Source organism: Streptomyces sp. Rer75, assembly GCF_013414305.1.
Taxonomy (GTDB): Bacteria; Actinomycetota; Actinomycetes; order Streptomycetales; family Streptomycetaceae; genus Streptomyces; species Streptomyces himastatinicus.
The window spans coordinates 2242814-2257064 of record NZ_CP058693.1; the positions used below are offsets into that span (position 1 = coordinate 2242814).

At 70.2% G+C, this 14251-nt stretch carries 10 protein-coding genes; 4 read left to right on the forward strand and 6 right to left on the reverse strand.

The genetic code is table 11. The features are described 5' to 3' along the window. Positions 1 to 50: 50 nt before the first annotated feature. On the reverse strand, positions 51 to 1004 hold the full coding sequence (locus HYQ63_RS09150; protein WP_179933362.1) for a tRNA (adenine-N1)-methyltransferase: 954 nt from the start codon (positions 1002 to 1004) through the stop codon (positions 51 to 53). Positions 1005 to 1110: 106 nt separating this feature from the next. Further along, positions 1111 to 2355: a site-2 protease family protein gene (locus HYQ63_RS09155; RefSeq protein ID WP_179933363.1), complete on the reverse strand. Its 1245-nt coding sequence runs from the start codon at positions 2353 to 2355 to the stop codon at positions 1111 to 1113. Between the two features lie 128 nt (positions 2356 to 2483). Between HYQ63_RS09155 and HYQ63_RS09160 the strand changes: the two genes are divergently transcribed. Further along, on the forward strand, positions 2484 to 3416 hold the full coding sequence (locus HYQ63_RS09160) for a RecB family exonuclease (protein ID WP_257231760.1): 933 nt from the start codon (positions 2484 to 2486) through the stop codon (positions 3414 to 3416). A 13-nt stretch (positions 3417 to 3429) separates the two neighbouring features. Beyond that, positions 3430 to 4101, forward strand: a complete 672-nt coding sequence (locus HYQ63_RS09165) for a response regulator transcription factor (RefSeq protein WP_009719179.1) — start codon at positions 3430 to 3432, stop codon at positions 4099 to 4101. A gap of 32 nt (positions 4102 to 4133) precedes the next feature. On the opposite strand, the gene HYQ63_RS09170 is transcribed toward HYQ63_RS09165, so the two are convergent. From HYQ63_RS09170 to metH, 4 genes are all read right to left on the reverse strand, one after another. Further along, on the reverse strand, positions 4134 to 5729 hold the full coding sequence (locus HYQ63_RS09170; RefSeq protein WP_179933365.1) for an ABC transporter substrate-binding protein: 1596 nt from the start codon (positions 5727 to 5729) through the stop codon (positions 4134 to 4136). Between the two features lie 56 nt (positions 5730 to 5785). Further along, complete coding sequence (locus HYQ63_RS09175; RefSeq protein WP_179933366.1) at positions 5786 to 7390, reverse strand: ABC transporter substrate-binding protein; 1605 nt, start codon at positions 7388 to 7390, stop codon at positions 5786 to 5788. Between the two features lie 339 nt (positions 7391 to 7729). Then, on the reverse strand, positions 7730 to 8431 hold the full coding sequence (locus HYQ63_RS09180) for an HAD family phosphatase (RefSeq protein ID WP_179933367.1): 702 nt from the start codon (positions 8429 to 8431) through the stop codon (positions 7730 to 7732). A 128-nt stretch (positions 8432 to 8559) separates the two neighbouring features. After that, entirely contained in the window at positions 8560 to 12063 is a 3504-nt protein-coding gene (metH, locus tag HYQ63_RS09185) for a methionine synthase (protein WP_179933368.1), read from the reverse strand. Between the two features lie 236 nt (positions 12064 to 12299). On the opposite strand from metH, the gene HYQ63_RS09190 reads away from it, so the two are divergent. Together HYQ63_RS09190 and HYQ63_RS09195 are read left to right on the forward strand one after the other, a co-directional pair. Then, positions 12300 to 13064 (forward strand): IclR family transcriptional regulator, encoded by a 765-nt coding sequence (locus tag HYQ63_RS09190; protein ID WP_179933369.1) that lies wholly within the window; start codon positions 12300 to 12302, stop codon positions 13062 to 13064. Between the two features lie 360 nt (positions 13065 to 13424). Next, positions 13425 to 14219, forward strand: a complete 795-nt coding sequence (locus tag HYQ63_RS09195) for an MIP/aquaporin family protein (RefSeq protein WP_179933370.1) — start codon at positions 13425 to 13427, stop codon at positions 14217 to 14219. Positions 14220 to 14251: the final 32 nt, after the last annotated feature.

Here is a 14251-nt window from a genome sequence, read left to right on the forward strand (position 1 = left end):
ACCGCCCCGCACGGGGGAAGTCGGTGGCCGCGCCGAGTGGTTGACGAGGTTCAGCCGCGGTCGGTCGCGTCCTGGCCGCCGGAGGCGCCGCGCTTGCGCTCCGGGGTGGCGGTGTCCTTCCCGCTGCCGTAGCCCGGGTAGTCGTCGCCGTACGCGCCCTTGGCGGGCCGGCGGCGGCGGAGCGGCGGTTCCACGCCGTCGGCGAGGCGGCGGGCGGTGAGGAGGAAGCCGGTGTGGCCGATCATGCGGTGGTCGGGGCGTACCGCGAGGCCCTCGACGTGCCAGGTGCGGACCATGGTCTCCCAGGCGGACGGCTCGTTGAAGGTGCCGTGCTCGCGGATGGATTCCACGGTGCGGGCCAGCTGGGTGGTGGTGGCGACGTAGGCGCACAGGATGCCGCCGGGCACGAGCGCCTTGGACACCGCTTCCAGGCATTCCCAGGGGGCGAGCATGTCGAGGATGACGCGGTCGACGTCGGTGTCGGACAGGTTGTCCTGGAGGTCGCCGACGGTCAGCCGCCAGGCGGGGTGCGGGGCGCCGAAGTAGCGCTCGACGTTCTGGGAGGCGATCTCGGCGAAGTCGGCCCGGCGCTCGTAGGAGTGCAGCATGCCCTGGTCGCCGATGGCCCGCAGCAGGAAGGTGGAGAGCGAGCCGGAGCCGACGCCCGCCTCGACGACGCGTGCGCCGGGGAAGATGTCGGCCATCGCCAGGATCTGCCCCGCGTCCTTGGGGTAGACCACGGCGGCACCGCGTGGCATGGACAGGACGTAGTCGGGGAGCAGGGGACGCAGCGCGAGGTACGCGACGTTTCCCGTGGTGCGCACGACAGTTCCCTCGGGGGCGCCGATCAGCTCGTCATGGGGGAAGGATCCCTTGTGGGTGTGGAAGTTCTTCCCGGCTTCGAGCGTGAACGTGTAGTGGCGTCCCTTGGGGTCGGTGAGCTGGACCTGGTCCCCGACCTGGAAGGGCCCGCGACGGCGGGCGGCACCGGTCGGTTCGGACATGTGAACAGCCTACCGGGAGCGGGAGCCTGCCCGGGACGGCGGGCCTCACGGGCGCCCGGGGGCAGCCGCGTCAGGGGCCCGGGGGCCCGGGCGGGCGAGCCTCACATCAGGCAGTCGGGGTGCGCGCCATGGCGTTGACGAAGGCGCGCTCGACGTCGGCCGTGGAGAGCACGCCGTAGATCTCGCCCGTCTCCTCCACCACCAGGTACTCGGTCGCGGGGGTGGCGCGCAGGGTGTCCAGCAGCTCCTCGCCGGTCAGCTCGGCGGAGACCCGCATGCCGTCCTTGATGTCCTGGGCGAGGCCGCTGACCGCGACCCAGGGGCGCCGGTGCTCGGGGACCCCGACGATGGCCGCCTCCCGCACCACGGCGGTCGGGGCGCCGTGGCCGTCCACCACGACCAGGGCGCGCGCCCCCGCCTCGTTGGCCCGCCGCAGCGCCTCGGACAGGGGGGTGTCGGCGGCGACGGGCACGGCGCGCCGGGTGAGGTTGCGGGCGCGCAGGTCCGGCAGGCGCTCCCGGAGCCGGGCCATGCGCAGGCTGTTGCCGGCGCCGGTCCAGATGATCGCGGCCAGTATGGCGGCGAGCAGCGCGTCGGTGAGCGAGTCGACGCTGCCGAAGTCCTTGGGCTCCCCGCCGAGGCCGCCCGCCTGGGTGAGCAGCGGCAGCCCCACCAGGACGGCGACGGCGAGGGCCCGGCCGGTCCAGGCGGCGGCGACGGTGCCGGCCATGGGCTTGCCGCTGATCTTCCAGACGACGGCGCGCAGCATCCGCCCGCCGTCCAGGGGGAGGCCGGGCAGCAGGTTGAAGGCGGCCACGATGAGGTTGGAGATCATCAGTCCGGCGAGCAGCACCCCGGGCACCGTGTCGGGCTCCACGACCAGCATGCCGAGGTAGAAGACCCCGGAGAGGACCAGGGAGAGCAGCGGTCCGACGAAGGCGAGGACGAACTCCCGGCCGGGGGTCTCGGACTCCTTCTCGATCTCCGAGACGCCGCCGAAGAACTGGAGCTGGATCCGGCGCACCGGCAGCTTGAAGCGCAGGGCGGCCACGGTGTGTGCCAGCTCGTGCACCAGGACGGAGGCGTAGAAGGCGACCGCGAAGAAGAGCGACACCAGGTAGCGGGTGGCACCCAGCTCCGGCAGCACCCGCTCCAGCTGACCGCCGAAGACCCAGGTGATGAGGGCGGCCACGAGGAACCAGCTGGGCGAGACGTAGACGGGTACGCCGAAGGGGCGCCCCATCAGGATGCCGCCGCCCGCCTCGCGTGGGCGGCGCGGCTTGTCCGCCTCGGGCTCGGTCGTGCGGTCCGATCCCCCGTCGCCGGACTGCCGCTGCCCGCTGTTGTCCACGGTGTCCCCTCGTCGGATGCGTCCGTCGCACCCTCTTTTGATACGGTCCCCACGATCATGCAGTGCGAGGGGCTCGGACGTCGATGGTATGCGTCCGGCTGTCGGTGGCGGGTCGTAGGGTCTTCGCCATGGGAATCACCTCAGGGCAGCCCGAACAGGCGGACGGGGCACCGCAGTCCGGCCGCGCCGCGTCGCTCTCGCCGTCCCGCGCGGCCGACTTCATGCGGTGCCCCTTGCTGTACCGCTTCCGGGTGATCGACAAACTGCCGGAGAAGCCGAGCGCGGCCGCGACGCGCGGCACGGTGGTGCACGCGGTGCTGGAGCGGCTGTTCGACGCGCCCGCGGCGGAGCGCACCGCGCCGCGCGCGCGGGCGATGGTGCCGGGCGAGTGGGAGCGGCTGGTGGCGGCCAAGCCGGAGCTGGCGGAGCTGTTCCGGGAGGAGGACGGGGCGGAGTCCCCGGAGCGGCTGGCCGAGTGGCTGGCGGGGGCGCAGAAGCTGGTGGAGGGGTGGTTCTCGCTGGAGGACCCGACCCGGCTGGAGCCCGCCGAGCGGGAGCTGTTCGTGGAGACCGCGCTGGAGTCGGGGCTGACGCTGCGCGGGATCATCGACCGGGTGGACATCGCGCCGACCGGGGACGTGCGGATCGTCGACTACAAGACGGGGAAGGCACCCGGGCCGAGTTACGCGGGCGAGGCGCTGTTCCAGATGAAGTTCTACGCGCTGGTGCTGTGGCGGCTGCGCGGCACGGTGCCGCGCCGGCTCCAGCTGGTCTACCTGGGCAGCGGCGATGTGCTGACGTACGACCCGGAGGAGCGGGATCTACTCGGGGTGGAGCGCAAGGTGCTGGCGCTGTGGGAGGCGATCCGGCTGGCGACGGAGTCGGGGGACTTCCTGCCGCGCCGGACCAAGCTGTGCGGCTGGTGCGATCACCAGGCGCACTGTCCGGAATTCGGTGGCACTCCCCCGGCGTATCCGCTGCCCGTGGTCCCGGCCCAGTCCCCGGCTCTGTCCCCCGCTCCCTCCGGGGGTGACGGCTCCGGCAGAATGGACGCGGTCTAGCGAAGGAGATCCCGTGGCGATCCGCGTCCTACTGGTCGATGATCAACCGCTGCTGCGCACCGGATTCCGGATGATCCTGGAGGCGGAGCAGGATCTGGCGGTCGTCGGCGAGGCGGGGGACGGGCTTCAGGCCCTCGACCAGGTGCGGGCGCTCCAGCCCGACGTGGTGCTGATGGATATCCGGATGCCGCGGATGGACGGGGTGGAGGCGACCCGGCAGATCACCGGTCCCGGGCGGGACGGCCCGGCGAAGGTGCTGGTGCTGACCACCTTCGATCTCGACGAGTACGTGGTGGAGGCGCTGCGCGCGGGGGCCAGCGGCTTTCTGCTCAAGGACGCGCCGGCCACCGAGCTGGTGCAGGCCATCCGGGTGGTGGCGGCGGGCGAGGCGATGCTGGCGCCGAGCATCACGCGTCGGCTGCTCGACAAGTACGCGGGGCATCTGCCGTCGGGTGAGGAGCCGGTGCCGGACACCCTGCACACGCTCACCGAGCGCGAGGTCGAGGTGTTGAAGCTGGTGGCCCGGGGGCTGTCGAACGCGGAGATCGCGGCGGATCTGTTCGTGAGCGAGACGACGGTCAAGACGCATGTGGGTCATGTGCTGACCAAGCTGGGGCTGCGGGACCGGGTGCAGGCCGCGGTCTACGCGTACGAGAGCGGGCTGGTCCGCCCCGGCGCGCAGTAGGCATCAGGCGCGCGCCGGGGCGGGGCCGGGCGTCAGTCCGTGGGGGACTTCTTGATCTCCCAGAAGCGGAAGACCGTCGAGGCGTCCAGGGTCCACTGGAGCCCGGAGATGGACTCCTGGGCCACCGCGTACTGCTTGCCCTGCCACAGCGGCAGCATCGGCACGTCGTCGGCGACCAGGTTCTGTATCTTCTGGAAGTCGCCGACTGTGGCCGCGCGGCTGGGCTGGCCGGCGGTGGCCGGGATGAGCTGCCCGGTGAGCTGCGCCTGGGTGTAGTGGTTGGCCAGGACGTTGTCGGCGCCGAAGAACGGGGCGACGAAGTTGTCCGGGTCGGGGTAGTCGGGCACCCAGCCCTTGACGTAGACGGGGTAGTCGCCCGCGGCCACGCCCTTCTCGTAGGTGGCGACGTCGGTGCTCTTCACGTCGACGTCGAACAGCCCGCTGGCGTTGAGCTGCTTGGCGATCTCGTGCAGGCCCGGGACGGTGCCGGGGCCGTAGCGGATCGGGGTGCCCCACAGGGTGAGCTTGACCTTGTCGGTGATGCCCTCGTCGCGCAGCGCCTGTTCGGCCTTCTCGGGCTGCGGCCGGTCGCCGTACTTGTCGAAGAAGGCCGTGTTGTGGCCGGTGATGCCGGCGGGGACGACGGAGTACAGCGGCTCGGCGGTGCGCTTGTAGACGTCCCGGACCAGGGTGGAGCGGTCGAGGAGGTACGCCATGGCCTTGCGCACGCCGAGTTTCCCGGCGACCGGGTCCTTCATGTTGAAGACCAGGTGCTGGACCTCGGCGCCGGTGCCCTCGACGACGTTGAGGTTCTTGCCGCCGCTGAGGGACTCGGCCTGGAGGTCGGCCAGGTCCTTCATGGCCAGCCCGCGGTAGGCCAGGTCCACGTCGCCGTTCTGGACGGCGTCCTTCAGCTGCTGCTGGCGGCCCTGGAAGAACTTCAGGGTCATGCCGGTGTTCTGGGCCTCGGCGGGGCCCTTGTACTGGCCGTTGACCGAGAAGTCCGCCTCCTTCTTGCTGAAGGAGTCCAGCTTGTAGACGCCGGAGCCGATCGCCTTGTTGTCGGTGCGCAGCTTGTCGGCCGGGTATTCGCTGTGGTCCACGATGGACCCGGCGCCGGAGGCGATCTTCTGCGGGAAGGTGGCGTCCGGGGTCTTCAGGTTGAAGACGACGGTCCGCTCGTCCGGGGTCTTGATGTTCCCGATGCTGGCGAGCATCACCGCCGGGCCGTTCTCGTCGTTGATCCGCATGGTGCGCTCGAACGAGAACTTGACGTCCTCGGAGGTCAGCGGATGTCCGTTGGAGAACTTCAGGTCGTTCCGCAGGGTGCAGGTGAAGACCTGGCTGGAGTTGTCCTTGAAGCCGCACTTCTCCGCCGCCTCCGGCTGCGGGGTGGTGCCGCCCTTGGGGAAGCTCAGCAGTGACTGGAACACGTTGTTGAACAACAGCCAGGAGCCCGGGTCGTAGCCGGATGCCGGGTCGGTTGCCAGCACCTCGTCCGACATTCCCATGACGACGTGCTCACCGCTGCCCGCGGTGTCCCCGTCCTCGCTCCCACAGCCGGTGAGCAGGGCGGCGGCAAGTCCCGCTCCAAGGGGAGCTGCCAGCCACTGGTCACGTTTCCTCACGGGTGGTTTCCTCACAGTTTCGTCGTCTCGTTGTCCGGCCCCCGTCTGGCGTTGCGTCAGCTGCCGGCTCCTCGGCCCAGCTCCCAGAGCTGAAGCATGGTCGAGGAGTCGAATGCGTATTCGGCCCCGGTGATGTTCTCTCGGGCCGCCACATAGGTGTTCCCCTGCCACAGAGGCAGATAGGGAACATCGTCGGCGACGGTGTTCTGGATGGTCTGGAAGTCTCCGGCCGCGCGGGTCCGCTGGCTCTCCTGCCGGGTCCGCGGGATCAGCTCGCCCTGCACGGTGCTGTCGCGGTAGGGCGAGTTGAGGAAGTTGTCCTTGGTCAGGAAGGGCGCGATGTAGTTGTCCGGGTCCGGGAAGTCCGGCAGCCACCCCATGCCGTAGGCGGCGTACGCGCGCTTGGGGAGGTTGGGGCGGAACTCGGTCCAGCGGACGCCCTTGATCTTGACCTTGAAGAGGCCGCTGCGGTTGAGCTGGCTCTGGAGCTCCTTGAACTCCTGGGCGGTCTCCGGACCGTAGTGGTCGGTCGTGTACGTCAGGGTCAGCTTCACCGGGGTGCTGACCCCGGCGTCGCGCAGGGCGGTGCGGGCCGCGCCGGGGTCGGGGTCGCCGTACTCGTTGTAGAACGAGTTGGTGTGCGAGGTGACGTTGCTCGGGATCAGCGAGTAGAGGGGCTCGGCGGTCCGCTTGTAGACGTCGCGCACCAGCGCCTGCCGGTCCACCAGGTGGGCGATGGCCTGCCGTACGGCCTTGGTTCCGACCACCGGGGCGTCGGTGTCGAAGACGAGGTAGCGGATGCCCTGGCCGGAGGACTCGAAGAGCCGGACGCCCTCGACCTCGCCCTTGTTGAGCTCGTCGATCTGGCCGGGCGAGAAGCCGCGGTGCACCACGTCGATGTCGCCCTTGGTCAGCGCCTTCTCCATGGCCGGTGCGGAGTCGAAGAACCGCATCTCGACCTTGTCGTTGTCCGGCTTCACATCGCCCTGGTAGTTCGGGTTCCGGGTGAAGCGCACCTTCACCAGCCGGTCGTCCCGTACCTCGGTCTTCGCCTGGTACGGGCCAGAGCCGACGAGGCTGAAGCCCTTGCGCAGCGCGTTCCCCCGGTAGGACTCGCTGTCCAGGATGGCCGCGGCCGGGGTGGTGAGCTTGGACGGGAAGGTCGCGTCGGGCGCGCGGAGGTGGATGACGACCTCGCGGGAGGTCGGGGTCTCCACCTTGTCGACGTTGGAGAGCAGGGAGACCGGGCCGTTGCGGTCCTTGATGCGCAGCATCCGGTCGAGGGAGAACTTGACGTCCTCGGAGGTGAGCGCGTGGCCGTCGGAGAACTTCAGCCCGCTGCGCAGGGTGCAGCGGTACTGCTCGCTCTGCCGGTCCTGGAAGCCGCACTTCTGCGCGGCGTCGGGTATCGGCTCGGTCCCGGAGCGGGGCAGCCGCATCAGCGTCTGGAAGGTGTTGTGGAGGACGCTCCAGGAGGCGAAGTCGTACGCCTGGGCGGGGTCCAGCGGGGCGGGCGCCGCCTTGGATGCCTCGATCCGGTCGGTACTCCCCAGGACGATGGCGCCGTCGTCAGCGCCCGAGCCGTCGGGGCCACCGCATGCGGTGAGCGCTGACGTCAGTAGGCCCGCCACGGCCGGCAGCGCGAGCGACTTGCGCTTCATTGTCGGGAGTCTCCCTGCGATCGATCAACCACTCGCGACGAGATTAGTCCGAGGCGCCAGCCATGCTCAGACACAACGAAGTTGAGGCGATATCACGCACCGATAACGAGAAAGGTCCGCCCGATATCCGAACGCGGTCGCGTTTCGTACGGCATGTCATCAATCCGGACACAAGGGCGCACCCACATCGCACCAAACAGGACGCGCAGCAGATACCCACCCGATCTGTCGACGGCATATGCAGTGATAAACATCACGCCCGGAATGCCGGTGCCGCCACACAAAAATGGGGAGCGCGTTATTCAGTCTGCAATTTACAGACATACGCTCAGTGCGCGATCAGTGCATTCCTGTGACGAGTCCGCGCAGAAATGGAAGATCGACTTCTTCCAGCGATCCGATGACCGTACGGCCCGCCGCGGGCTCGATCGGCACGAGGGAGGGCACCGCCAGCACCCGGCACCCGGCCGCCTCGGCGGCCCGTACCCCGGTCGCGGTGTCCTCGATGACCACGCACCGCGCCGGGTCGGCGGCCAGCCCCGCGGCGGCGAACAGATACGGGTCGGGGTGCGGTTTGGTGCGGCCGATCTCGTCGCCCGCGACCGTCAGCGCGAAGTTCTCCGGGCCGATCGACCGCAGCAGCCGGTCCATCACCCGGCGGTGCGAGGCGGAGACCAGGGCGGTCGGCACCCCGTGCGCGCCCAGCTCGGTGAGCAGCCGGCGCGCGCCGGGCAGCATGGGCACGGTGCCGTCGAGCAGCTCGGTGAAGCGGCTGTTCAGCAGGCCGGTCAGCTCGGCGAGCGCGATGTCGGCGCCGGTGGCCTCGATGAGGAACGAGGCGCTGCGGGCCATCGGGCCGCCGACCACCACTTGGCGGTACTCCTCGGCGAGGGCATGGCCCAGCTCGGCGAAGATCGACACTTCCGCGTCCCACCAGATGTCCTCGGTGTCCACCAGGGTGCCGTCCATGTCGAGCAGGACCGCCTGGAGGGCGGAGCCTTCGGCCGTACGGGTGGCGACGGCGGGGATGCTGCTGGTCATCCAAACACCTCCGGATACGGGGCACGAAGGCCGGCCCCCTTCCACGATGTGGAAGACGACCGGCCTCTACCGGATCGACCAGTCTACGACGCGTCGCGTCGCGGCGCCTCCTGTCGGGCGCCCGCCGGTTACCGGGCGTTGAAGTACTTCGCCTCCGGGTGATGGATGACGATCGCGTCGGTCGACTGCTCGGGGTGCAGCTGGAACTCCTCGGAGAGCTTCACCCCGATCCGCTCCGGCTCCAGCAGTTCGGCGATCTTCGCCCGGTCCTCCAGGTCGGGGCAGGCGCCGTAGCCGAGCGAGAAGCGTGCGCCGCGGTACTTCAGCGCGAACATGTCCTCGATGTCGCCGGGGTCCTCCCCCGCGAAGCCGAGCTCGGACCGGACCCGGGCGTGCCAGTACTCGGCGAGCGCCTCGGCGAGCTGCACGGACAGCCCGTGCAGCTCCAGGTAGTCGCGGTAGGAGTCGGCGGCGAACAGGTCCGCGGTCGCCTCGCCGATCCTCGAGCCGACGGTGACGACCTGGAGGCCGACCACATCGGTCTCGCCGGACTCCTCGGGCCGGAAGAAGTCCGCCAGGCACAGCCGGCGGCCCCGGCGCTGGCGCGGGAAGGTGAAGCGGGTGCGCTCGCTGCCGTCCTCGTTGAGCAGGACGAGGTCGTCGCCCTTGGAGACGCAGGGGAAGTAGCCGTAGACCACGGCGGCTTCCAGCAGGTTCTCCGTACGCAGCTTGTCCAGCCAGCCGCGCAGCCGCGGGCGGCCCTCGGACTCCACCAGTTCCGCGTAGCTCGGTCCGTCGCCGGTGCGGGCCTCCTTGAGCCCCCACTGGCCCTTGAACAGCGCGCCCTCGTCCAGCCAGGAGGCGTAGTCGACCTGCTGGATGCCCTTGACGACGCGGGTGCCCCAGAAGGGCGGGGTGGGCACCGGGTTGTCGGTGGCGACGTCGGAGCGCGACGGGCCCTCCGGCTCCGGGTCGCTCAGGGCCGCGTCCCGCTTGGGCACCCGGCGCTGCTTGAGGGCGGGCAGCTCCGCGCCGGGCACGCCGCGCTTGACGGCGATGAGGGCGTCCATGAGGCGCAGACCCTCGAAGGCGTCGCGGGCGTAGCGGACCTCGCCCTCGTAGATCTCGTGGAGGTCCTGTTCGACGTAGGCGCGGGTGAGGGCGGCGCCGCCGAGGATGACGGGGTAGTCGGCGGCCAGGCTGCGCTGGTTCAGCTCCTCCAGGTTCTCCTTCATGATCACCGTGGACTTCACCAGCAGGCCGGACATGCCGATGACGTCGGCGCGGTGCTCCTGGGCGGCGTCCAGGATCGCGGAGACCGGCTGCTTGATGCCCAGGTTGACCACGTTGTAGCCGTTGTTGGACAGGATGATGTCCACGAGGTTCTTGCCGATGTCATGGACGTCGCCGCGGACGGTGGCCAGCACGATGGTGCCCTTGCCCTCGTCGTCGGACTTCTCCATGTGCGGCTCCAGGTGGGCCACCGCGGTCTTCATCACCTCGGCGGACTGGAGGACGAACGGCAGCTGCATCTGGCCGGAGCCGAACAGTTCGCCGACGACCTTCATGCCCGCCAGCAGCGTCTCGTTGACGATCTCCAGCGCCGGGCGCTCCTGGAGCGCCTCGTCGAGGTCGGCCTCCAGGCCGTTGCGCTCGCCGTCGATGATGCGCCGCTGGAGGCGCTCGTCCAGCGGCAGGGCGGCCAGTTCCTCGGCCTTGCCCGCCTTGAGGGACTTGGCGGTGGCGCCCTCGAAGAGCGCCATCAGCTTCTGGAGCGGGTCGTAGCCCTCGGCGCGGCGGTCGTAGATGAGGTCGAGGGCCGTGGTGACCTGCTCGTCGTCGAACCGCGCGATCGGCAGGATCTTGCTCGCGTGGACGATCGCCGAGTCCAGCCCGGCCTTGACGCACTCGTCCAGGAAGACGGAGTTGAGCAGGATGCGGGCGGCCGGGTTGAGGCCGAAGGAGATGTTCGACAGGCCGAGCGTGGTCTGCACGTCCGGGTGGCGGCGCTTGAGCTCGCGGATCGCCTCGATGGTGGCGATGCCGTCCTTGCGGGACTCCTCCTGGCCGGTGCAGATGGTGAAGGTCAGGGTGTCGATGAGGATGTCGGACTCGTGGATGCCCCAGTTGCCGGTGAGGTCGGCGATGATCCGCTGGGCGATCTCGACCTTCTTCTCCGGCGTGCGCGCCTGGCCCTCCTCGTCGATGGTCAGCGCGATCAGCGCGGCGCCGTGCTCGCGGGCGAGCTGGGTGACCTTGGCGAAGCGGGACTCGGGGCCGTCGCCGTCCTCGTAGTTGACCGAGTTGATGACCGCGCGGCCGCCCAGCTTCTCCAGCCCGGCCTGGATGACGTCCACCTCGGTGGAGTCCAGCACGATGGGCAGCGTGGAGGCGGTGGCGAAGCGGCCGGCCAGCTCCTGCATGTCGGCGACGCCATCGCGGCCGACGTAGTCGACGCACAGGTCGAGCAGGTGGGCGCCCTCGCGGATCTGCTCGCGGGCCATCTCCACGCAGTCGTCCCAGCGGCCGTCCAGCATGGCCTCGCGGAACTTCTTGGACCCGTTGGCGTTCGTCCGCTCGCCGATGGCCAGGTACGAGGTGTCCTGACGGAACGGCACCGTCTGGTACAGCGAGGCGGCGCCCGGCTCGGGGCGCGGCTCGCGCGTGGTCGGGGTCAGGTCGCGGACCCGCTCGACGACCTGGCGCAGGTGCTCGGGCGTGGTGCCGCAGCAGCCGCCGACCAGCGACATGCCGTACTCGCGGACGAAGGTCTCCTGGGCGTCGGCCAGCTCGGCCGGGGTGAGCGGGTAGTGGGCGCCGTCCTTGCCGAGCACCGGCAGGCCCGCGTTGGGCATGCAGGACAGGGGCACGCGCGAGTGGCGGGCGAGGTAGCGCAGGTGCTCGCTCATCTCGGCCGGGCCGGTGGCGCAGTTGAGGCCGATCATGTCGATGCCGAGCGGTTCCAGGGCGGTCAGCGCCGCGCCGATCTCGGAGCCCAGCAGCATGGTGCCGGTGGTCTCGACGGTGACCGAGCAGATGATGGGGAGGCCCGCGCCGGTGGCGTCCAGGGCGCGGCGGGCGCCGAGGATCGCGGCCTTGGTCTGGAGCAGGTCCTGGGTGGTCTCGACCAGGAGGGCGTCCGCACCACCGGCGATCATGCCTTCGGCGTTCTGCTGGTAGGCGTCGCGCAGCGTGGTGTACGGGGCGTGGCCGAGGGTGGGGAGCTTGGTTCCGGGGCCCATCGAGCCGAGCACCCAGCGGTGGCGGCCGTCGGCGGCGAACTCGTCGGCCACCTCGCGGGCGATCCGGACGCCCGCCTCGGACAGCTCGTAGACCCGCTCGGGGATGTCGTACTCGCCCAGCGCCGCGTGGTTGGCGCCGAAGGTGTTCGTCTCGACACAGTCCACGCCGACCGCGAAGTACGCCTCGTGGACCGAGCGGACGATGTCGGGGCGGGTGATGTTGAGGATCTCGTTGCAGCCTTCGAGCTGCTGGAAGTCGTCGAGACTGGGGTCCTGCGCCTGGAGCATCGTGCCCATCGCACCGTCGGCGACGACTACGCGGGAGGCCAGTGCCTCGCGGAGGGCGTCGATTCGGGCGGCGGATGCGGACGATGACGTGTGCGAGGCCATGGATGTGCTCCCTGGAGTGCGACGGCTGTCGGCTTTGCGCCCTCACTTGGCAAGGGCGCACCAGGCCAGCCTAGCTGCCGGGGGCAAGAGGGCAGGGGGCCGTCCCATCAGCCGGACTCACATCCTCCGGTCGGCCGCCGCGGACTGGTGATCGTTTACGTTTGGCTGTGTGTACCGCGGAGTCGGCATGGACCGATAGTGTTCAGCATTGTCGAACCGCAGTCAGGAGGTTGGCGATGGCACGGAACATCCAGTCGTTGGAGCGGGCTGCCGCGATGCTACGCCTGCTCGCCGGCGGCGAGCGCCGGCTGGGACTGTCCGACATCGCCTCCACCCTCGGGCTCGCCAAGGGGACCGCCCACGGCATCCTGCGCACCCTCCAGCAGGAGGGGTTCGTGGAACAGGACGAGAACTCGGGCCGCTACCAGCTGGGCGCCGAGCTGCTGCGGCTGGGCAACAGCTATCTGGACGTCCATGAGCTGCGCGCCCGCGCCCTGGTGTGGACGGACGACCTGGCGCGCTCCAGCGGCGAGAGCGTCTACCTCGGCGTGCTGCACCAGCAGGGCGTGCTCATCGTCCACCATGTCTTCCGGCCGGACGACAGCCGTCAGGTGCTGGAGGTCGGCGCCATGCAGCCGCTGCACTCCACCGCGCTGGGCAAGGTGCTGTCCGCGTACGACCCGGTGGCGCACAGCGAGGCGGCCGAGGGCGACCGGAAGCCGTTCACCAAGCGCACGGTGACCGAGACGGACGCGTTCGAGGGCGTCCTGGCGCTCACCCGGGCGCGCGGCTGGGGCTCGGACGTGGAGGAGACGTGGGAGGGCGTCGCGTCGGTCGCGGCCCCGGTGCACGACCGGCGGCGGCTGCCGGTGGGGGCGGTGGGGATCACGGGCGCGGTGGAGCGGGTGTGCGATGACGGGGAGCTGCGCTCCGAGCTGATCGCCGCCGTACGGGACTGCGCGCGGGCGGTCTCCCGCGACCTGGGCGCCGGACGGTTCTGACCGCGGCCCCTCCCGGAGGCCCCCGGTCCGGCCCCTGCCCGGCCCCTGCCCTGCCCCGGCCCGGAGCGCGCCCGACCTGGACCGGGAGCCTGATCGCCCGTCCTGACCAGGACCTTTGGCCAGGTCTATGGTCATTCATCACGGTTTCACATCCTCCCGAGTTTTCCTCCACACGACCCTTGACGGGGTCTTCGCCGTGAAGAAAACTGCCGTTCATCGGTCGGCATTGTCGAACACCTGACGACAATATTCGCTATGGTGGACTCGCCGCGGGCCGACCAACGCCCTCCCATGAGGGCGCGGATCCCCGGCGGGACCGGGGGTTCGCCTTCCCCTGGACGAAGGACAAAGGAGTCGCGGGTGTCCAGCTCCGACATCTTCATCGGCGAGACCATCGGTACCGCCGTACTCACCCTGCTCGGCTGTGGTGTCGTCGCAGGCGTTCTCTTGAAGCGATCCAAGGCGTTCGACGCGGGATGGCTGGCCATCACCTTCGGGTGGGGCTTCGCCGTCCTCACGGGCGCGTACATTTCGGCGCCGCTCTCCGGCGCGCACCTCAACCCGGCGGTGACGCTCGGTCTCGCGATCTCGGGCGGCACCGAGTGGGGCCACGTACCGATCTACTTCCTCGGGCAGATCCTCGGCGCCATGATCGGCGCGGTCCTGGTGTGGTTCGCGTACGTGGGCCACTTCCGGGCGCACCTCACCGACCGCGAGGTGGTCGGCGGCCCGGGCGCCCAGGACACGAAGAAGGCCGACGCCGCTCAGGCGGGCGCCGCGGGCCCGGTGCTGGGGATCTTCTCCACCGGCCCGGAGATCCGGAACACCGCTCAGAACGTGCTCACCGAGATCATCGCCACCGTCGTGCTGGTCCTCGCCATCCTCACCCAGGGCCTGAACGGCGACGGCAAGGGGCTGGGCGTGATCGGCGTCCTGATCACCGCCCTGGTCGTGGTCGGCATCGGCCTCTCGCTCGGCGGCCCGACCGGCTACGCCATCAACCCGGTACGTGACCTGGGCCCGCGCATCGTGCACGCCCTCCTGCCGCTGCCCAACAAGGGCGGGTCGGACTGGGGCTACGCCTGGATCCCCGTCGTCGGCCCGCTCCTCGGTGGAGCCATCGCCGGCGGCATCTACGAGATCGCCTTCGCCTAGCCCCCACCCCATCGGACTCGCAGGAGAGCAAC

What these genes read in the sequence shown, in the direction of transcription:
- HYQ63_RS09150 (WP_179933362.1), bottom strand. Translation starts at nt 1,004, where the DNA reads ATGTCCGAACCGACCGGTGCCGCCCGCCGTCGCGGGCCCTTCCAGGTC.
- HYQ63_RS09160 (WP_257231760.1), top strand. Translation starts at nt 2,484, where the DNA reads ATGGGAATCACCTCAGGGCAGCCCGAACAGGCGGACGGGGCACCGCAG.
- HYQ63_RS09175 (WP_179933366.1), bottom strand. Translation starts at nt 7,390, where the DNA reads ATGAAGCGCAAGTCGCTCGCGCTGCCGGCCGTGGCGGGCCTACTGACG.
- HYQ63_RS09180 (WP_179933367.1), bottom strand. Translation starts at nt 8,431, where the DNA reads ATGACCAGCAGCATCCCCGCCGTCGCCACCCGTACGGCCGAAGGCTCC.
- metH (WP_179933368.1), bottom strand. Translation starts at nt 12,063, where the DNA reads ATGGCCTCGCACACGTCATCGTCCGCATCCGCCGCCCGAATCGACGCC.
- HYQ63_RS09190 (WP_179933369.1), top strand. Translation starts at nt 12,300, where the DNA reads ATGGCACGGAACATCCAGTCGTTGGAGCGGGCTGCCGCGATGCTACGC.